12 protein-coding genes are annotated in these 18,921 nt (G+C 73.1%); 1 reads left to right on the top strand and 11 read right to left on the bottom strand.

All coding sequences use genetic code 11. The annotated features are described in order from the left end of the window. Positions 1 to 3 precede the first annotated feature (3 nt). The 5 genes from ACFY2L_RS35365 to ACFY2L_RS35345 form a co-directional block, all read right to left on the bottom strand. The gene (locus ACFY2L_RS35365; RefSeq protein WP_390662556.1) at positions 4 to 972 is read right to left on the bottom strand and encodes an ABC transporter ATP-binding protein; all 969 of its coding nucleotides are present in this window, start codon (positions 970 to 972) and stop codon (positions 4 to 6) included. A 90-nt stretch (positions 973 to 1,062) separates the two neighbouring features. Further along, positions 1,063 to 1,845: an NAD-dependent epimerase/dehydratase family protein gene (locus ACFY2L_RS35360; RefSeq protein ID WP_390824380.1), complete on the bottom strand. Its 783-nt coding sequence runs from the start codon at positions 1,843 to 1,845 to the stop codon at positions 1,063 to 1,065. Further along, the gene (locus ACFY2L_RS35355) at positions 1,829 to 3,313 is read right to left on the bottom strand and encodes an NDP-hexose 2,3-dehydratase family protein (protein ID WP_390662554.1); all 1,485 of its coding nucleotides are present in this window, start codon (positions 3,311 to 3,313) and stop codon (positions 1,829 to 1,831) included. The genes ACFY2L_RS35360 and ACFY2L_RS35355 overlap by 17 nt, the downstream gene beginning before the upstream one ends. Before the next feature lie 105 nt (positions 3,314 to 3,418). Then, positions 3,419 to 4,168, bottom strand: a complete 750-nt coding sequence (locus ACFY2L_RS35350; RefSeq protein ID WP_390824399.1) for a 4'-phosphopantetheinyl transferase — start codon at positions 4,166 to 4,168, stop codon at positions 3,419 to 3,421. Positions 4,169 to 4,173: 5 nt separating this feature from the next. Continuing rightward, positions 4,174 to 5,025, bottom strand: coding sequence for a metallophosphoesterase family protein (locus tag ACFY2L_RS35345; protein ID WP_390824379.1), 852 nt, complete (start codon positions 5,023 to 5,025; stop codon positions 4,174 to 4,176). 290 nt (positions 5,026 to 5,315) lie between these two features. Between ACFY2L_RS35345 and ACFY2L_RS35340 the strand changes: the two genes are divergently transcribed. Beyond that, the gene (locus ACFY2L_RS35340; RefSeq protein ID WP_390662552.1) at positions 5,316 to 6,086 is read left to right on the top strand and encodes a thioesterase II family protein; all 771 of its coding nucleotides are present in this window, start codon (positions 5,316 to 5,318) and stop codon (positions 6,084 to 6,086) included. Positions 6,087 to 6,137: 51 nt separating this feature from the next. Here ACFY2L_RS35340 and ACFY2L_RS35335 read toward each other — a convergent pair whose 3' ends face one another. The 6 genes from ACFY2L_RS35335 to ACFY2L_RS35310 form a co-directional block, all read right to left on the bottom strand. Next, positions 6,138 to 9,020 carry an AAA family ATPase gene (locus tag ACFY2L_RS35335; RefSeq protein ID WP_390824378.1) on the bottom strand — a complete coding sequence of 961 codons (2,883 nt, stop codon included), beginning with the start codon at positions 9,018 to 9,020 and terminating at the stop codon, positions 6,138 to 6,140. A gap of 68 nt (positions 9,021 to 9,088) precedes the next feature. Continuing rightward, positions 9,089 to 11,629 (bottom strand): AAA family ATPase, encoded by a 2,541-nt coding sequence (locus ACFY2L_RS35330; RefSeq protein WP_390824377.1) that lies wholly within the window; start codon positions 11,627 to 11,629, stop codon positions 9,089 to 9,091. Next, positions 11,626 to 14,322: a LuxR C-terminal-related transcriptional regulator gene (locus ACFY2L_RS35325; RefSeq protein ID WP_390824398.1), complete on the bottom strand. Its 2,697-nt coding sequence runs from the start codon at positions 14,320 to 14,322 to the stop codon at positions 11,626 to 11,628. Before ACFY2L_RS35325 ends, ACFY2L_RS35330 begins: the two co-directional genes overlap by 4 nt. 650 nt (positions 14,323 to 14,972) lie before the next feature. After that, on the bottom strand, positions 14,973 to 15,953 hold the full coding sequence (locus ACFY2L_RS35320) for a sensor histidine kinase (protein ID WP_390662548.1): 981 nt from the start codon (positions 15,951 to 15,953) through the stop codon (positions 14,973 to 14,975). Between the two features lie 611 nt (positions 15,954 to 16,564). After that, positions 16,565 to 18,049: a sensor histidine kinase gene (locus ACFY2L_RS35315; protein ID WP_390824376.1), complete on the bottom strand. Its 1,485-nt coding sequence runs from the start codon at positions 18,047 to 18,049 to the stop codon at positions 16,565 to 16,567. 1 nt (position 18,050) lies between these two features. After that, entirely contained in the window at positions 18,051 to 18,776 is a 726-nt protein-coding gene (locus ACFY2L_RS35310; RefSeq protein WP_390662546.1) for a response regulator transcription factor, read from the bottom strand. Positions 18,777 to 18,921 lie beyond the last annotated feature (145 nt).

Genomic DNA, 18,921 nt, shown 5'->3' with positions numbered 1-18,921 from the left:
GGGTCAGGACTCCGTTCCGATGGTCTGCGGCGTGCTCCCGGCGGCGCCCGGCGCGGCGTCGGCGGTGGGCGCGCCCGTGCGGTACTCGGCCGACTCACCGGTCAGGGCGATGAACGCCTCTTCCAACGAGGCGTGCTGCGGGCTGAGTTCGTGCAGCAGGACGCGGTGCTCCAGGGCCAGCTCACCGAGCCGCTCCGCCGGTACCTCGGTCACCTCGAACGCACCCGAGGCGGTCTCGGTGGCCGTGATGCCGGCCGTGGCGAGGGCGTCCCGCAGCTTCTCCGGTTCGGGGGTGCGGATCCGTACGGAAGAACGGGAGTTGCGGTCGATGAACTCCTGCATACCGGTGTCGGCGAGCAGCCGGCCGCGGCCGATGACGACCAGGTGATCGGCGGTCAGCGCCATCTCGCTCATCAGATGGCTGGAGACGAACACCGTGCGGCCCTCCGCCGCGAGCCGCTTCATCAGGGTCCGGATCCAGTGGATGCCTTCCGGGTCGAGACCGTTGACCGGCTCGTCCAGCATCACGATCTCCGGATCACCGAGCAGTGCCGCGGCGATGCCGAGCCGCTGCCCCATCCCGAGCGAGAAGCCCTTGGGCCGCTTCGTGGCCACCGCGCCCAGCCCGACCTCCTCGAGCACCTCGCCGACCCGCGAGAGCGGTATGTCGTTGCTGAGGGCCAGACACCGGAGGTTCTGGTACGCGCTCCGGCCGCCGTGCATCGCCTTCGCGTCCAGCAGGGCGCCGATGCGGCGCAGCGGTTCCCTGAGCCGGGCGTAGGGCTCGCCGTCGATGAGGACCCGGCCGCCCGTGGGGCGGTCCAGACCGAGCATCATCCGCATCGTGGTGGACTTGCCCGCTCCGTTGGGGCCGAGGAATCCGGTGACACAGCCCGGCCGGACGGTGAAGGTGAGGTCGTCCACCACCACCTTCTCGCCGTAGCGCTTGGTCACTCCCGCAAGCTCGATCATGCGGTCCACGCTAGGCGGAACCACCGCTTCCCACCGGTGCCCACGGGGACATGTCTAGGGGTTCTCCCAGTCTGTGCGCGATCACCGCGATCACCGCGACGGCAGCACGGCGCGATCCCGCGACTGGGCGGTGTAGTACGGCAGATACGAGTCCAGCAACGCGCCCAGATAGTCCTCATCCGCGGTCGCCGCACGGAAGTCCGGCACCAGCCGCCGAAGGCGCTCGACGGACGCGCGCGTGACGGCCGCCGGGCCGGGACGGTGCACACGGTGGGCCCTGACGCCCAGACGGTCCTCGATGGCCGTCACGATCGACTCCACCGGTTGCGGGACGCCCGACGCCACGTTCACCACCTCGCCGCACACGCCGTCCGTCAGCAGTCTGTCGACCGCGTGCACGAGATCCCGTACGTCCAGCAGGTCCCGGTGCGCGCCCTGATGGACCGTCACCCGGCCCTCGGCGATGTGCCGGACCAGGGTCGGCAGCAGCTGGTGCGGCCGCTGGTGACGGCCCACCGCGTGGCTCACCCGCAGGATCAGGTGCTCGACGCCCGAGGAGCGCACCACGGTCTCCAGCGCCAGCTTGTGCCGGCCGTACGTGGTCGGCGGCCGCAGCGGACCGGACTCGCTCACCGCGTCGTCCGTGAAGCCGTACAGCGAGAAGGAGGCGGTCGAGAGGAACAGCAGCCGCCGGTCCGCCGAGCGGCACTCGTCCAGCACCTCGTAGAGGAGCCCGGCCTCACGGTCGTACTCGGCGGCGGCCGTGGTGGCCGTGCTGGAGACCCCGGAGGCGATCGCGGTCACCCCGGGGAAGCGGTCCCCGAACGCGTCGGTCAGGTTGCGGGCCAGGAAGCCGTCACCGATGATCCGCACGGCCGCCCCCCTCTCCGGCCGGAACCGCCCCGCCACCCCGCACGCCCGCCAGGTGCAGGCCGGTCGGGATCCCCGTGACGCTGCGCAGGGCCGCGACCAGCGTCCGCGCCTGCACATTGACGTAGTGGCTGTACTTCAGCAGCTCCCCGAGCTGACGCAGGGTCACCCAGCGGTAGTCGCGGGGGACGTCGGCGGGGACGTCGTCGTCGGCCTCGATGATCAGGTACCGGTTCTGCGCGTTCAGGAAGCGGCCGCCCTCCTCCGACAACACCGTGTCGAACAGCACCTGTTCCGGACGGGCCCGCGTCACCAGGTCGAGGAAGCGGGGGCGGGCCGACGCCGGCAGATGGGCGTAGTTCTCCGGGGTGCACTGCACGGTGGGGCCGAGTTCGACGACGTCCAGGTAGCCCGGCTCGACCCGGGCCTGCACCAGACAGTGCGGCACGCCGTCGATCCGGCGCACCAGCATCGCCACCACCCCCACGCCGTGCGGTTCGAGCAGCGGCTGCGACCAGGACGTCACCTCACGCCGGTTGGACAGGACGTCCACCGGCACGATGCTGAAGAACAGGCCCCGCTCGTGGGAGATGCGGTCCTCGGCGCGGTACCAGTCGCGTTTCTCGACCTCGCTCAGCGGCAACAGGGAGGCGCTGGCCTCCCGTTCGCTCTGCTGTGTGGTGATCCAGCTGCGGATCGCCACGTCCGAGTGGACGCCCGTGGCCGGGCCGGCGCCGTGGTGCCAGTCCGGCAGGCAGGACAGCACCGTACGCGCGTCCATGTTGACCAGGTTCTCGTAGTGCAGCAGCGCATTCACCTGACGGAGGGTCAGCCAGCAGAAGTCCTCGTCCGCCTCCACCTCCGGGCCGACCTCCACGATCATGTTGCGGTTGCGTTTGCAGAAGAACCACGAGCCCTGCTCGGACTGGAGCACATCGGCCAGCACCCGGTGACCCCGCGCCTCCGGCTCCCGGAAGCAGTCCAGATAGGGCACCGACGCACCGCCGTGCACCCTGGTGTAGTTGCTCTTGGTGGCCTGCACGGTCGGCGACAGCTGCACCCCGTTGACATTGCCCGGCTCGGACTTGGCCTGCATCAGGCAGTGCAGCACCCCGTTGGTCTCGCGGACCGCCAGACCGAGGATGCCTATCTCCGGTTGCCGGATGATCGGCTGGGTCCACTCCGGCACCGGACCGAAGTCGGTGCGCACCCGCATGCCGCGCACGGTGAAGAACCGCCCGCTGCGATGCGCCAGATCACCGGTGTCCGGGACGAAGTCCCAGCCGGACATCGCGGCGAAGGTGCTGCGGCGCACCTCCTGGCTGTGGCTGCGCCGGCGCCGGTCGAACCATTCGAAGAACTCGACGTCCGACATCACCTCGCCCCCGGTGGCCGTCGCGGAGACGGCCAGCCGCGCGGCGAGGACCGCATCGGTGTCGGACTCGGGACCGGTCGTGTCGAGCTGGGGCATCGCTGTCTCTCCATCGGATCGTCATCGGTTCGACGCCCCACGGCGGCTGCCCGCGGCCCGTGGAGCGGGGGGCTGACGCGGCGGGCAGGAGGTGCCGGCCGGCCGTCACCCCGGGTGCCGGACCGCAGCCGGGCCGGCCGGCTCGAAGGAGTCCGGCCCGTCACCGGACCGGCGCACGACGGGTGCCAGCGCGGTCAGCACCAGCCCCTCGTCGACCAGCCACCGGCCGGTGAGCCCGGCACCGCCGACCGGACCCGAGAACTCGGCGGGAACCGGCACCAGCAGCCTGGCCTCGAACCTCCCGCACACCGCGCCGGCGGCGTCCCGCTCCCGTGTGAAGCGCAGCCGCGCCTCCTCGAACCCGAGCGGCCGGCGGGTGAGCGGGAACCACACCTTGTAGACCGATTCCTTCGCGCTGAACAGCAGCCGGTCCCAGGGCACTTCCGGGGCCGTTCGTCCCAGCCGGGCGAGGTCGGCGCGCTCCTCGGGCAGCGACACCGCCTCCAGGACGCCGTCCGGGAGACGGGCCGCCGGCTCGGCGTCCACGCCGAGCGCCGCCAGATCGGTGGCACGGGCCACCGCAGCCACCCGGTAGCCGTCGCAGTGGGACATCGCACCGACCACCCCGGCGGGCCAGCGGGGCTCTCCTCGCGGGCCGGGCAGCAGCGGTCGCGCCGCAAGGCCCAGCGCGGCCAGCGACAGACGGGCGCACCTCCTCCCGGTGGCGAACTCGCGCCGGCGGCCGTCCACGGCCCGCGCCACCACCGCCTCCTCCTCCGGGAACAGCGGCGGTGCGGTCAGCTCCCCGCGCACCTCCGTCACTTCGACCGTGTCCGGCAGCAGGCGGCGCATCAGCGACGTCATCGGGCACCTCGCCGGGGCAGGATCTCGCGCAGCAACGGATCGGGCATGCCGCGGGCCTGCCACTCGCGCGGGTAGCCCAGCGACACCTCACGGTGCGGCACCCCGTCGTGCCAGGTGGTGCGGGGGATGTGCAGATGGCCGTAGACGACGGTGGCCGCCCGGTAGCGCCGGTGCCAGTCGTGGGTGGCGGTGGTGCCGCACCACAGCGCGAACTCCGGGTAGCGCAGGATGCGGGTGGGCTCGCGGACCAGCGGGAAGTGGTTCACCAGCACGGTCGGCAGGTCGGGCGGACAGGCGTCCAGCCGCCCGCGGGTGTACTCCACCCGGGCCCGGCACCAGGCCGCCCGGTCCGGGTAGGGGTCGCTGTGCAGGAGGAACTCGTCGGTGGCCACCACCCCCGCCTTCTCCGCCCGGGCCAGCGCATCGGCGGTGCCGGTGGCGCCCGGCGGCAGGAACGAGTAGTCGTAGAGCAGGAACAGCGGCGCGATCACCACCGGCCCGTCCGGGCCGGGCCACCGGACGTACGGGTCCTCCGGGGTCAGCACCCCGAGCGACCGGCACAGTTCGACCAGACTGCGGTAGCGGGCCTCACCGCGCAGCGGCACCGGATCGTCGGGGTGCGTCCACAGCTCGTGGTTGCCCGGCACCCACACCACGGTCGCGAACCGCTCCGCCAGCAGCCGCAGCACCCACTCGACGTCCGCCGTCAGCTCCCCGACGTCCCCGGCGACGATCAGCCAGTCGGAGGAATCGGCGGGGCGCAGTCGCCGCACCACCTCGCGGTTGCGCTCGTAGGCGACGTGCAGGTCACTGACCGCGTAGAGCCTGCCGCCCGGGACGCCGCTCACCGCTGTCGTGCTTCGCCCGTCGCGGGCCGTGGATCCGTGGTGGTGGGCATGGGGGCTCCTCGCTGGGGGTCGGGCGCCTCGGATGCGCGTCCGGCGCTCAGCTTTATGCCACCGCGCCCTCCCGCCGCACAACGCACAGCCGCCCCACGGAGGCAAGTACGGGGGAAACGACCAGACTTCGGGCCGCGAGGGCCCGAACGGCAGAGCGGTGCCGGATAGTTGCGGCACACCCGCAGGAGCACGCCAGTGATCCAGACCCGCAATCCCCTGACAGAGGACGGACGAACAGCGTGAGTGCTTCCCCCGCAGACGACGGCCTGTGGTGCCGGCGGTTCGACCCGGCTCCCGACGCCGCCCACCGCCTGGTCTGCTTCCCCCACGCCGGCGGCTCGGCCAGCTACTACCTTCCCGTGGCCACCGCGCTCAGCCCGCGCGTCGACGTCGTCGCCGTGCAGTACCCCGGCCGCCAGGACCGGCGCAACGAGCCGCTGATCGACGACATCGGCACCCTCGCCGACCAAGTGCACGAGGTCCTGCGCGGCTGGGACGACCGCCCGCTGACCTTCTTCGGGCACAGCATGGGCGCGCTCGTCGCCTTCGAGACCGCCCGGCGGTTCGAGCGGGAGGGCGGCGGCCCGGTACGGCTGTTCGCCTCGGGCCGGCGCGCCCCTTCCCGCTACCGCGACGAGCAGGTCCACCGCCGTGACGACGACGGCATCATCGCCGAGATCAAGTCGATGAGCGGCACCGACGACCGGCTGCTGGGGGACGAGGAACTGATCCGCATGATCCTGCCGGCGCTCCGCGGCGACTACCGGGCCGTGGAGACCTACCGGTGCGCTCCGGACGCCACGGTGGGCTGCCCGGTCACCGCGCTCGTCGGCGACAGCGACCCCAAGACATCCGTCGACGAGGCCCGGGACTGGGAGAAGCACACCACCGCGGACTTCGACCTGCGGGTCATGCCCGGCGGCCACTTCTACCTCAACAGCCGTGCCGCCGACGTGCTGAAGGTGCTCGACGAGCACTTCACCGCACGGGCCGCGCTCCAGGACACCTGACCGGCGTCCCCCGTCCGCGCGATCGCCCGCCGCCCACGATCCGCCCCGCGCTCACGCCGCTCCCTGGGGGCGGATCGTTTCGGCGGGCGGAGCCGACGCGCCCGTCGGCTCGAACAGGCCCGCGTCCTCGAGCGCGCTCGCCAGCCCGGATCGGCCGGACGTCGACATCTTGCGGTAGCAGTTCGTCAGATGCTTCTCCACCGCCCGCCGGGAGACGCCGAGCGCGTCGGCGATGGCCTGATTGGTCAGCCCCTCCACGGCCATCTGCGCCACCATCCGCTCCGCCGACGTCAGCCGCCCCCGCGTCGGGACACCCACCGCCGCCGGCCCCAGCATCTCCTGCGCGCGGGCCGCGATCCGAGAGGCTCCACAGTCCACCGCCAACTCGTACGACGTGCGCAGCGCCGCCTCCGCCTCCGCGGCATGGCGGGGTGCCACCGCCTCCGCGAGCCGCAGCAGGACCGACGCCCGCGTGAGGAGATCGGCGGACCCCTCCAGCACCCCGGCCGCCTCCCGCAGCAGCCTCGGCGCCGAGGCCGCGTCCGTCACGGCCGCCCGGAGCGCCAGCGCACGGCCCAGACCCGACGGGGCACCCCAGACACGCGCCTGTTCGAGGTGCTGCTCGCACAGCTGCTCGGCCCGCTCGGCCTCGCCCATGCGGTGCAGGGTGCGGGCCGCCCAGTACGCCGACGGCGCCAGCACCGGATTGCGCCAACCGGCCCGCTCCAGCGCGTACTCGGCGTCGAGGAAGTGCTCCACGGCCATGGCCGGCTCGTGCCGCCGTTCCGCCTTCATGCCCCGCACCATGGTGAGCAGCCCGGCCAGCACGCAGTTCTCGTGCACACCGCGGATCCGCTCCGGCAGCTCGTCGACCAGTTCCGGCTCGCGGGTGCGCAGCGCCACCATGGCCAGGGCGATGAGCGAGAGCGTGCTCGCCTCCTGCGGTCCGATCACCGAGCAGGCCCGCACCGCCCGTTCCCGCGCCGCCGACAGCCTGCCCTGGGCGAGCAGGACCAGCGCCTGCTCACTGAGCACCACCGACTGCTCCAGCCGTCCGCCCCGGCGCTCCGCGTCCGCCAGGGCCGTGTCCAGCCAGGACATCAGTCCCGTGACGGAGTCGGTGGTGACCGAGACCGGCACCACCAGCGGCAGCATGGTGTGCACATGGGCCGCGCGCGCCGGCTCGTGCGCCAGCACCCGGGCCGCGAGTGTCCTGAGCTGCGCGGCGGGCAGCGCCGCGGACACCGTCACCGTGTACATCAGGGCCACCAGCAGCTCACGCTGGCCCGCGTGCGTCATCTCCGGCCGTCCGCCCAGTCCGGTCAGACGGCCCGCGGCCGACGCGAGCACCGACGGATCGATGTCGCAGAGATGGTGCAGCCGGGCCTCCAGCCGCAGTTCCAGCAGCCGCCGGTCGGCCGGCCGCGCCTCCGCGGCGGTCAGCTCCCGTGCCGTCTGCCGCATCGCGTCCCCCAGCGGCAGCAGCGTGGCACCGGTCGCCACCGGGGTCAGCGTCAGCAGCGCCTCGGCCCGGGCCCGGGCCGAGGCCAGCAGCGGGAACGCCTGGGTGATGTGCCTGACCGCCACCGACGGCGCGAAACTGCGCTCCACGGCCGCCAGTTCCACGAGCAACCCGGCCCGCTCCTCGCTGTGCGGCGGTACGTCGCGCAGCGCCCGGCGCACATAGCGCGCCGCCGTCTCGGGGGCGCCGCGCAGCGTGGCCGCCTCGGCGGCGTGGCGCAGCGCCGCCACCGAGTCGTCGTCCAGCGGGGCGGTGGTGGCGAGGAGATGGCCGGCCACCCGTTCGGGCGTGCTGCCCCGGTACCGCAGCAGCGCGGCGGCCTTCAGGTGCAGCCGGTTGCGTTCGCCCGGTGGCATGGCGTCCTCGATCACCTCGTGCACCGCCCGATGGGCCAGCGCGAGAGCGGTGCCCTGACGCACGACCAGCGTCAGCCGGCGCAGCCGCCAGAGACTGGCCTCGCGGTCCACCCGGTCCAGTCCGGCCAGCTCACCCACCACCTGCGGATCGGCACCGTCCCCGAGGACCTGCAGCGCACGGGCCGCGGCCAGCACGGACGGCGGCTGTTCCTGAAGACTCAGCAGCAGTCGCCGGCGCAGCGCGGGCGGCACCAGCGAGGCCGCCCTGGACGCCTCGGCCGCCACCGGGGCGATGCCGCGGGACTGGCACTCCTGCAGGAGCGACACCAGGTGCAGCGGATTACCGCGCGTGGCGTCGTGACACGCGGAGACGAACTCCGGGTCGGCGGGCACGCCCAGGCGCTCCAGGATCAGGGCGTCGACCGACGCCGTGCCCAGCGGGGCCGGGAACAGGATGTGCTCGGCGGCGGCGACCGGACGCACACCGGGCGGCTCCGTCGCCGGTTCTCCCTCGCAGACGGTCGCCGCGACCAGGATGCCCCGATGGGGCACCTGCCGCACCAACTGGTCCAGCCAGTCCAGTGTGCCCTCGTCCGCCCAGTGCAGATCGTCGATGAGCAGGACCGGTGTCCGCTCCTGGCTCATGTTCTCCACCATGGCCAGCAGGGCGCGCACCGCCGTGGCGGTGTGCTGCCGGGGCGACTCCGGGTCGCCCTGGAGGAAGGCGAGCGCGGGCCGGGCGGGTCCCGAGCACCATCTGGCGGCGAACGCACCCGACTTGAGCACCGGTTCCAGCAGCTGCCGGGTGACACCGAGGGAGAAGGAACGCTCAGAGGGGGCGGCGTAGGCACGCATCACCAAGGGGCGGCCGGGCACCACCGACCCGGCCGTCGGGCCGGTGGCCAGACCGGCGGCGAGTTCGCCGATCTCCGACAGAACGGCCGACTTGCCGCTTCCGGGCGGCCCGCTGATCACGACCATGGATCCGTTGCCGTGTGCCGCGAGCCGAAGAGCCTCGGCCGCCTCTTTCAGTTCGTTCTGCCGCTCGAGCAGCATGCCAGCGGCCTCCTTGCGCGATGTGGTTGAGCTGGGGGGGTGAGTGCGGGGTGGGTCGGTGCGCGGCGTCATGGGCCCATCGGAGTGCCGCCGTCCTGGGTCTCGGAGGCCGGCGACGCGCTGTCCGCCCGTTCCCCCCGGCGCGATCCGGCAGCCTCCCGGGCGACGACGGCCTGGACGTATCGCCGGGACGCGGGGGTGGGCCCCAGCCGACGCAGGGCGCGTTCGGTCAGCCGTGCCGCCCGTGGCGCGGGCGAGCCGAGGCCACGGCGCAGGTCGGTCCAGGCCAGTGCGGAGCCGGTGCCCCACCGTTCGGCCAGCCGCGCCTCCTCGGCGAACAGCTCCGCCGCCCGGTCGTCCTCCCCGCAACCCAGGTGGGCCAGGGCCGCCAGCGAGCGCCAGGCCACCAGTGCGGGGTTGGACCACCCACGCGCCGCCGTGCGCCGGCCGCACTCCTCGGCCTCGGCCAGTGCCTGCCGGGGACGCCCCTGGCAGAGATACAACTGGGCGCGGGCGTAGAGCAGATGAATCCAGGGGCCGCTCTCCTCGGCACCGGGCGGCGGCTCCGCACCGGCCAGTCGGCCGGCCTCCGCGTACCGCTCCCGCGCCACCAGCAGACGGATCTCCGTCGCCCGGAGCAGGGTGAGCCGGGTGGGATCCCACACCTCCAGCGGCGCCAGGGACCGGCAGGAGGACAGGTCGTGCGCGGCGGTGTCCGGGGCACCGGCCTGCAGACTGAGCTGGGCGCGCAGCAGCCGCCCCCACCCCACCAGCGCGGGGCTGCGACGACGTGCGGCCTCGGCGAGGGTCACGTCCAGCGCGTCACGGGCGGCCTCGTGGGCGTCCGCGACGGACAACGCGCAGCAGAGGGTGAACCGGGGGAACAGCGCTTCGTCGAGCGGCGCCCGCAGGGCGTCCAGGCACAGCGCGCGCACCGCGGCCGCGTCGTGTCCCCGCACCGTCCGCCGCCACGCGTCCGCGGCGAGACGGGCCGAACGGGCGTCCGGCCCCGGCTCACCGCGGGCGGCCGTCCTGGCACCGCGTGCCGTGGTCCCGGGCTGCGGGACGCCGGTGGGCCGGCTCCGGGAGGGGACGCCCGCCGGTTCCGCGCCGGGCGTCCCGTACAGCCGGGCCGACAGGGACAGCATGGCCTGGGGTTCGCCGCGGCTGAGCAACAGGTCCGCGGCGGCCGCGCGCACCTGTGGTCGGGCCTGCGCCGCGGACAGCAGCTCCGCGATCCTGCGGTCCGCGGCCTCGGGCGCGATCATCGCGTACGCCTCGGCCGCCTCCAGAAGCACTTCGGCGCGCTCCGCCGGGGGCAGCGGCTCGCGCAGCGCCCGCTCCAGCAGCTCCGCGGCCCCGGCGTGCCGGCCCCGGGCGAGCAGGGTGCGCGCGGTGCGGCGCAGTACCGGCGGCACCCAGGGCTCGCCCAGCGGCACGGTGTTCAGCAGCAGGACGGACAGCGCCTCCTCGTCGGCGTCACAGCGGTGCGCCCAGCGGGCCGCCTGCGCGTGCAGCCGCTTGCGCTCGTCGCCGTCCGTACCGGCCAGCAGCCCGGCCGTGCAGCCCGTCATCCGCAGCCGCGGGGGATCGCCGGGGCCGATCAGCCCGTGTACCCGCAACGTCCTGACGGCCACCGACAGTTCGGCCTCGTCCAGCCCCACGAGCGCGGCGACCCGGTCCAGCGGCAGCAGATCCCGGGCGACCGCGAGACCGCGGATCAGCGCGAGCGGTCCCTCGGTCAGTTTCGCGGCCGACTCGGTGGCCCGGTCCCGGTCCGCGGCCTCGATCTGCTGGGCGAGCGCCGTTCGCAGCCCGACGGCGGACACCAGGGCGGGCTCGCGGCGCAGCTTCTCCAGGGCCCGCAGCATCACCCAGGGGCTGCCACGGGTGAGCCCGGTGACGTCTGCCCACCAGGCGTCGTCCGATGCCGCCGGGACGGGCAGTCCCGACGCGGTGCACATCGCGTGCATCTCGGGCACGCCGAGCGGCGCCAGGTCCAGCAGCAGCCCTCGGCCGTCGGGGAAGACGGCCGCCTGGTCGAGGAGTTCCGCGCAGTTGTCGGGGAACTCGCCGTCGGCGGAGGCGACGGTCAGCAGCACCCCGAGCGGGGCCGAGGCGAGCCGCCGCAGCAGCCCCGCGATCACCTGCACCGACTCCGGGTCCGCCCACTGGACGTCGTCCAGGGCGAGGAGCGTGGGCCGGGACGCGGTGGCCAGGAGGGAGCGGCACCACCCCTGCACCGAGTCCTGCGCGGGCGGCTCCGCGGCAGGGGCCGGGCCGCCCGCCGTGGAACGGACCGGCCGCAGCTGTCGTACGAAGGCGTAGGGGGCGGGCGAGGACGGGGCCGTGCCCAGAGCGGTCAGCACCTGGACACCGGAGACCCGGGCGAGGGCCATGCCCCGCCGCAGCAGGCGGCTGCGTCCGGTGCCCGGGACGCCGTGGATCACCGTCACCCCGGGCTGTCCGACGGCGAGCCGGTTCATCATGCGCAGCAGCGCCGCCTGTTCGGCCTGCCGTCCGTACAGCGGTGTGAAGCCGTCCAGCGAGGCCAGTTTGAGCAGGAAGGGGTTACGGGGTGTGGTCCGGCGGTCCGGTGCGGTGCTCATCGTCCCCCGTCACCGGCCTGGGCCGCACAGGGCCGGGGGGTGGCCCGCAGGACGCCCACGAGCTCCTCCCGGCCGCTCACGCCGAGCTTCTGATAGGTGTGGGTCAGGTGGAGTTCGACCGTCCGCCGGGTGATGTAGAGCGCTTCCGCTATCTCCCGGTTGGAGCGGCCGGCCATCGCCAGGGCGGCGACCCTGCGCTCCCGTGTCGTCAGGGCGTCGTCCGGGCGGCTGGTGGGCTGGCGCGGGCGCCCACCCGCCTCGGCGAGCCGGAGCCGGACGCCTTTCGCGGCGTTGCCCGCCCCGCACCCGGTCATCAGGTCCAGCGCGGTCCGGAGCCGGGGCCGGGCGGCCAGGGGGTCCCCGTCGTCGAGCAGGGCGGCGCCCAGCGCGTATTCGGCGCGGGCCCGCAGCAACCGGGCGGGGGAGTCGGCCAGTCGCGCGCAGGCCTCGTCGAGGAGCCGGTGGCCGGCGCGGCCCGGAGTGGCCAGACCGCGGGCCAGCAGGGCCAGTCCGGCGCTGCGCGGGGTGTCGGAGCGGGCTATGTGCGCGCCGCCCTGGGCCGCCACCCGGCGTGCCTCGGCCGGGCGGCCGAGTTCCGTCAGCAGGTCGGACGCCTCCAGCCACCACGGCAGCACCAGCGGGGACTCGGTGCCCTCCGGGCCCAGCGCCCGGCCGCTCGCGCGCAGGGTGATCAGCGCGCCGCGCAGGTCGCCCTCGGCTCGTCGCACGGCGGCCGTCGCCCACCAGTACACGGGGTGGATGTAGGAGAGCCGTCGCAGTTCGGTGCAGGCGACCTCGGAGAGGACGGCCGCGGCGGCGGCCATGGTGCCGCGCTGGGCGAGTACGTAGGCGAAGACGACGGCGGACGTGACGGCGGGGCCGTCGCCGCGCCGGCGCTCCAGTTCCAGAGCGTGCCGGCTGTCCCGTTCGGCCGCGAGCAGGTCGCCGGTCGCGCTGAGCACCAGAGCCCGGACCGTGAGGGCGTGGATCCGGCTGGGGTCCAGCTCCCCGCGGAGCCGGCTGCCCAGGAGCCGGTCGAGTGTGTCCAGCGCCGCGGTGTTGTCGTCGGTGAGGTTCGCGACGACGGCGGAGGCGATCAGCGACAGGTCGTCCAGGGGGGTGCCGGGGGCGTCGACGGCGCGGAGGCGGGGGTGCTCGCGCACGGGGCGGCCGCTGAGCACCGACAGCGCGGCGCGGGCGAGCCGCAGCCGGCGGTCGCCGGGGCTGTTGCCGGCGGGTTCGCCGGAGGCGAGGGAGCGCTCCCGGACCCAGTGCACGGTCCCGGGGCCCAGTGCTCCGGTGAGCAGCAGCGCGGACTCCAGCGCGGGGCGGCTCTCCTGCGGGACGACGACCTTCCCGATACCGGCCCGGTGGTCCAGCACGTCGGCGAGCAGCCGGGCGGCCTCGTCACCGCGGCCGAGGACGACGAGGGTGTCGGCGTACCGCAGCGCGATGTCGGCGAGTTCGTGTCCGTCGGTGCTGCTCGCCAGCAGCGTGTTCAGATGGTGGACGGCCAGTTCCGGAGCGGCGGTGCTGAGGGTGTCGGCGAGCAGGGCCCTGATCCGGCGCAGCATGCGGGTGTTCTCGCCGGCGCCGATGTCCAGCGCGTGCGACAGGTAGCGCACGGCGGCGTCCGGCGAGTCGCTGGACAGGGCCGCGCTGTAGAGGGCCTCCAGCATCCACGGCGCGGCCCCGTAGCGGATCCGCAGCAGCACGTCCGCCACCTGGGCCGGTGGGCGGCCCGCGTCCTCCAGGAGCCGGGCGGCGCGGGCGTACAGCGGAAGGAGGTCGTCGCTCGACAGGCCGTCCGGCACGACGGCGGCCGGTCCCCGCGAGGGGGCTCGCGGGCCGCCGAGCGGGAGGACCCGGCGTTCGGTGAGCTGGTGCAGAGCGCGCCGCACGGCGGGCAGGGGCATCCGGATCAGTTCGCTCACCAGCTCGGGGTCGGCGCACCCCAGCACGGCCACGGCCGACAGGACGGCGGAGGCGGAGGAGGGGAGCGCTCCCAGACCCTGGGAGGTCGTGGGGCCGTTGCCCGTCTCGTCGTCCGTCGCGTCAGGTGTGCCGGTGTGCCGGTCGGCGAGCGCGTGCACGGCCGAGGGGTTGCCCTCGGAGCGCTCCAGGCACTCGCGCAGCAGGGTCGCGCAGGGTTCGTGTCCCAGCCGCCGGGTGAGCAGTTCGGCGATGTCGGCGTCGGACAGGGGGGTCAACTCGACCGTGGTCCACGCATGGTGGGTGAGCAGCCGGGCAAGGGCCGGTGGCTCGGCGACGGGGGCCGCCGTGATGACGGGCAGCAGCGGCAGCCCGAGGGATCTGCGCAGGACGTAGTCGAGTGCGCGCAGCGACTGCGGGCGGGACAGGTGCGCGTCGTCCACGGCCAGCACCACGGGCCCGCGCCGGCAGAGCTCCAGCACCGTCTCGTGGAGCTGATGACACGACAGCGGGCCTCCGCCCGGCGAGGGCCGGCCGAGAGGGGCGTCGCCGCGTGCGGATCCGGCCGCGTCGTACCAGGTTCCGTCCAGCGGTCCGGCGAGGAGCACGGACGCCCGGGGGGCCACGAGGTCGCAGAAGGCCCGCAGCACCGAGCTGCGGCCCATTCCGGCGGGCCCGGTCAGCATCACGCCGGGGGCTGATCCCGAGTCGGTCCGGGGCATGTGGTCGATCAGTGCCGAGAACACGCTGGATCTGCCCACCAGGAGGTCGGCCGGGATCTCAAGCGTGCTGGGTGGTCGATGGGCCGGTAAGGCCGGGATGCGGTTCACGGGGCCACCGAATGTTCTGTGGGGGACGGACACTTGATGGGCTCTGTGCGGGGAGGTGAGGGGAGAACGAGCGGGCCGCGGGGTCTGCACGGCGGCGTGTGGCTCTAAGTCCACAGGGGCCCATGGGTGAAGGGCGTAAGGCGCTCACCGCTTTGTAAACGGTTTCTAGCGCTTTGTTCTTGGTTCATGGTTGGCGCACACACAACGCTCTGGATTGTAGCGGATTCGCCCTGTCCGCTTGTATGTCATGTGAAAAATGCGGTGCCGGGAATGGTCTTGGGGGCATCGCGACAGCGCCCCGGAAAGGCCGGAAGAATCCGTGTTGGCGGGTATTGCTGTCCGGTTCATCCAATTCGCGCCGATGTGGAGCAGGTGTGAATGAGCCGTGGCTAGTGAATCGCCTAGAATTTAAGTCAGTTTTCCGGGCAGCTGCTTCGCGACGATTGAATGTGCGACATTCCCTGTGCGCTGCCGGGCTCCCTCGAAGTTCTTTCTCGCCGGACATGGCACCTTCTTGCTCCCTGCCGGGACCGGTGCGTCGCGCCGGAAATCCGGCGGCGGAGCGGCGGGGCCGGCCCGGCTCAGGCGGGCAGCCGGATGCGGAACCACGCCCCCCGGCGGCCGGGTTCCAGGGACACCGTGCCGCCGTGGGCGGTGACGATGGCCGCTACGACGCTCAGTCCCAGGCCGTTCCCGCCGCCCGTGTCCGTGACCACCGTCCCGGCCGGCGTCTGCCCGCCGTGGACGAACCGTTCGAAGGACGAGTGGCGCAACTCGACGGGTATGCCCGGCCCGTCGTCGATGACCTCGATGACCCGGAAACCGTCCTCGGTGCCCAGACCGAGCGCGGTGCGTGTGCCGTCGGGCGTGTGGTGCCGCACGTTCGCCAGCAGATTGGCGACCGCCTGGTAGAGGCGGTCCCGGTCGCCGGTGACCGCGTGGGTGCCCGGCAGGATCGTGAGCCGGATCGGATGGTGCGGTGAACAGGCCTGGGCGTCGGCCACCGCTTCACGGCACAACTGGGCGAGGTTGACCGGCTCACGGCGCAGCGGCTGGCCCAGGTCGAGACGGGCGAGCAGCATCAACTCGTCCAGGAGGCCCGACATACGGCGGTTCTCGTCGGCCATGCGGGCCATGACCAGGTCGAACTTCTCCAGATCGGCCAGCCCGCCCAGTCGGGCCAACTGGACATAGCCGGAGATCGCGGTGAGCGGAGTGCGCAACTCGTGGCAGGCGGTCGCGACGAACGCCATCATCCGCTGCTCGGACTTGCGCCGGTTCTCGCGCTCCCTGTGCAGTTGGGCGCAGAGCCCGACAGCCGCCAATAACGGCAGGAAGAGCAGTGCCAGCTTGAGCAGCGCCCGCGAACCAGGGGCCCGCAGGGTGGGTATCGGCCCCACGATCCCCATGCTGTGCGTGCCGCCGCCGATCACGGCCACGCGATCGCCGCCGCGACCGGTGGCGCCCGAGTGGAGGGTCGTCGCGCAGGCGGTGGCCGGTCTGACCGCCGACGGCCCGCCGCTCTGCACCGGCCCGGCGGACAGGGTCAGGAGAACGGCCACGAGGAACAGGGCCCCTACCGCCGCACGTCTGTGGGGGCTCCGCGCCGAGTTCAGGGGGTGAGGCACCGACACCTCGGTCTCCTCGCCGGTCCGTCGAAAATACACCTCACCGCCCGATCCGGGTGCCTTGCGCCAACGCGATGAAAACAAGCCTTGCTTGGCGGCACGATACCCAAGGCCCCTCTCGGGTCGGCAAGTCTCCGCGTGACGAGGGTGTTACAACGCGCTATGGCCGTCGACAGGAAAGGAAGACCAGGTGGGAAGGGGGGAGTCGGACATACGGGGGATTCGCCGCGCAGTCGGGGGGCTGCGGCCCCGACTCTTCGAAGGACCCGCCCCGCCGACCGCGTGTCCGTACACGAGCACCGCACCGCCGCCCACCGACCCCGCGGCGCCCGTCGGAAAAGCGCTGCTCAAGGCCGTCGTACGGATTCGGAGCGCCGCGGCGCACGGTCACCCCTTGCCGGATTCCGCCCCTCAGCCGGATCACATGCGACTGGCGCGGACGTGACGCACTCCCGCTCGGTAGATCTAGGGGAATCCCTGGTTTTCGCCGGAATGCCCGGCGCCGGTCCGGCCGGGGTGAAGAGGCGTACCGCGTCGGTCGCGGCTCAGGGCAGTGCTCCGGGCGCCGCGGCGTCCAGAACGCGCTCTCGTCCCGCAGCCGGCAGGCTGACCCGCAACCAGGCGCCCCGCTCGGTCGGTTCGAGACCGATGGAACCGCCGTGTGCGGTGATCACCGCCGCCGCCACGCTCAACCCGAGTCCGCGGCCCGGGCACCGGGGCGCCCGAGGATTCGCCGGTGCGGCGCTCGCCGCGCGGAAGAACGGCTCGAAGATGCGGTCCCGCACCGACTCGTCGATGCCGGGGCCGTCGTCGATGACGTCGATGACGTGGCGCTCCCCGTCCAGGCCCAGCCGGACCACGGCCGAGGTGTCCTCGGGGGTGTGGGCCAGCACGTTGGCCAGCAGGTTGTCGATCGCCTGCTCCAGCCACCGCCGGTCGCCCTCCACCCAGTGAGGGAAGGACTCCACCACACAGCGCAGCGTGCGCGGAGCACCGGAGCTCTGAGCCCGGGGCACCGCCTGAAGGCACAGCTGGGCCAGGTCCACCGGACGCTGTTCGAGCATCCCGCCGTGCCCCAGCCGGGCCAGCAGCAGCATGTCGTCCACCAGGCTGATCAGGCGCCGGGTCTCCTTCTGGACCTGCTCCATCGCCTGGTCCAGCCGGCGCGGGTCGTCCAGCGCCCGGATCAGGGCCAGTTGCGTGTACCCGGTGATGGTGGTGAGCGGGGTGCGCAGTTCGTGACTGGCGGCGTCGACGAGCTCGCACAGTCTGTTCTCCTCCTTCCGGCGGCGCACCGAACCCTCTTCGATGCGCCGCAGCAGATAGTTGTAGGTGTCGGCGGCGCAGCGCAGTTCCCTCAGCGGCTGGGTCAGGACCGGGATGCGTTCCGACGGGGCGCCACTGCCTTCCGCGATCCGCCGGGCGTCGCGCGACATCTCGCGCAGGGAGACGAAGGCCCACCGGCTGGTCCACAGGGCCCCGAGAGCCAGCACGGCGATCAGGGGGATGCTGGTGGCGGTCTCGATGCCCATCAGCGTCCGCACGGTCGCCTCGTCCGCGCCCGTGGACCGCGCGGTCACCAGATAGGTGCCGTCCGGCAGACGGTCCACGAGCGCCCGTGCCGCTCGGCCCGCCACCGGCAGCGGGTGACCGGCGCGGTCCCGCTCGCGCAACTGGTCCGCCGATGTCGGAAGGCCGGCGAGGAGCGACGGGGGCCCCGTCGCCAGGCGCACGGCTCCACGACCGTCGGTCACCAGGGACGCTGATCCGTCCCGGTCCGGATACAGGCCCTTCCCGGCACGCAGTGCCTCCAGCCGCGCGTGGTGGGTCTGCGCGATCTGCCGGTCGGTGCGCTCCCGGAGGCGGTACGACAGCGTGGACACGCAGTAGAGGTCGGCACCGAGCACACCGATCGCGGCGATCACGAGGAAACCCCAGGCGAGCCTGCGGAGGGAGCACGGGGCGACCGCGCGGAACCGGGCCCCCCGGTCCTCGCGACGGCTCGGGGCGGCGTACGCGGCGGTGGACACCTCAGTCCTCCTTGAGGTGTCCGGGAGGGGCGGAGCGCACCAGATAGCCCGCGCCGCGAACGGTGTGGATCAGCGTCTGGTCGGTGTCGCCCAGTTTGCGGCGCAGATAGTAGATGTACGTCTCGACGATTCCCGACTCGCCGCGGAAGTCGTAGCTCCAGACGTGGTCCAGCATCTGCGCCTTGGAGATGACCTGGTCGGCGTTTTCCAGGAGATAGCGCAGTAACGCGAATTCCGTCGACGACAGCTGCACGAGCTCGCCGTGCCGCCAGACCTCGCGCGTGTCCCGGTCCAGCTCCACCCAGCCGGCGCGCAGCCTGCGGCCGTTGACAGGCGTCAGTTCACGTCCGCGGCGCATGACGGCCCGGATCCGGGCCACCACCTCGTTGAGGTCGAACGGCTTGGTGACGTAGTCGTCGGCGAGTTCGAGGCCCCGGACCTTGTCCTCCACCGCGTCGCGGGCGGTCACGAACAGGACGGGAGCGTTGACGCCCGCGTCCCGCAGCCCCCGGCAGACCTCGAAGCCGTCCATGTCGGGAAGGACGACATCGAGCAGCACGACGTCCGGGGCACGGTCGGCCGCCAGAGTGAGAGCCTCACCCCCCAGGCCGGCGGTGATCACCTCGAATCCGAGGAACTGCAACGCCATGGTGAGCATGGAGGCGATGCTGGACTCGTCCTCCACGACGAGCACGGTCGTTTTCGAGGACGTGTCGCTCTGGTTCATCGTGTGCGCACCATGAAGTCGGTAAGAACCCATTGTTGTCGAGATCTGCCCGCGGAATCGAGGAAGACGGGATCACCTGCTGTCCTCGTCATGATGGCACAGGGATGATCCCTCGGTTCGTTTTCCGATCGTGCTCTGAGCGGAC

The sequence above is a fragment of the Streptomyces sp. NPDC001381 genome, assembly GCF_042895685.1.
Classification (GTDB): Bacteria; Actinomycetota; Actinomycetes; order Streptomycetales; family Streptomycetaceae; genus Streptomyces.
Note: the sequence above shows the minus strand (reverse complement) of the source record. Positions and strands in the feature narration are given on the sequence as shown.

Bases quoted from the DNA above. Each gene is read 5' to 3' on its own strand.
- ACFY2L_RS35365 (WP_390662556.1), bottom strand. From the start codon at position 972: ATGATCGAGCTTGCGGGAGTGACCAAGCGCTACGGCGAGAAGGTGGTG.
- ACFY2L_RS35310 (WP_390662546.1), bottom strand. From the start codon at position 18,776: ATGAACCAGAGCGACACGTCCTCGAAAACGACCGTGCTCGTCGTGGAG.
- ACFY2L_RS35330 (WP_390824377.1), bottom strand. From the start codon at position 11,629: ATGAGCACCGCACCGGACCGCCGGACCACACCCCGTAACCCCTTCCTG.
- ACFY2L_RS35355 (WP_390662554.1), bottom strand. From the start codon at position 3,313: ATGCCCCAGCTCGACACGACCGGTCCCGAGTCCGACACCGATGCGGTC.
- ACFY2L_RS35335 (WP_390824378.1), bottom strand. From the start codon at position 9,020: ATGCTGCTCGAGCGGCAGAACGAACTGAAAGAGGCGGCCGAGGCTCTT.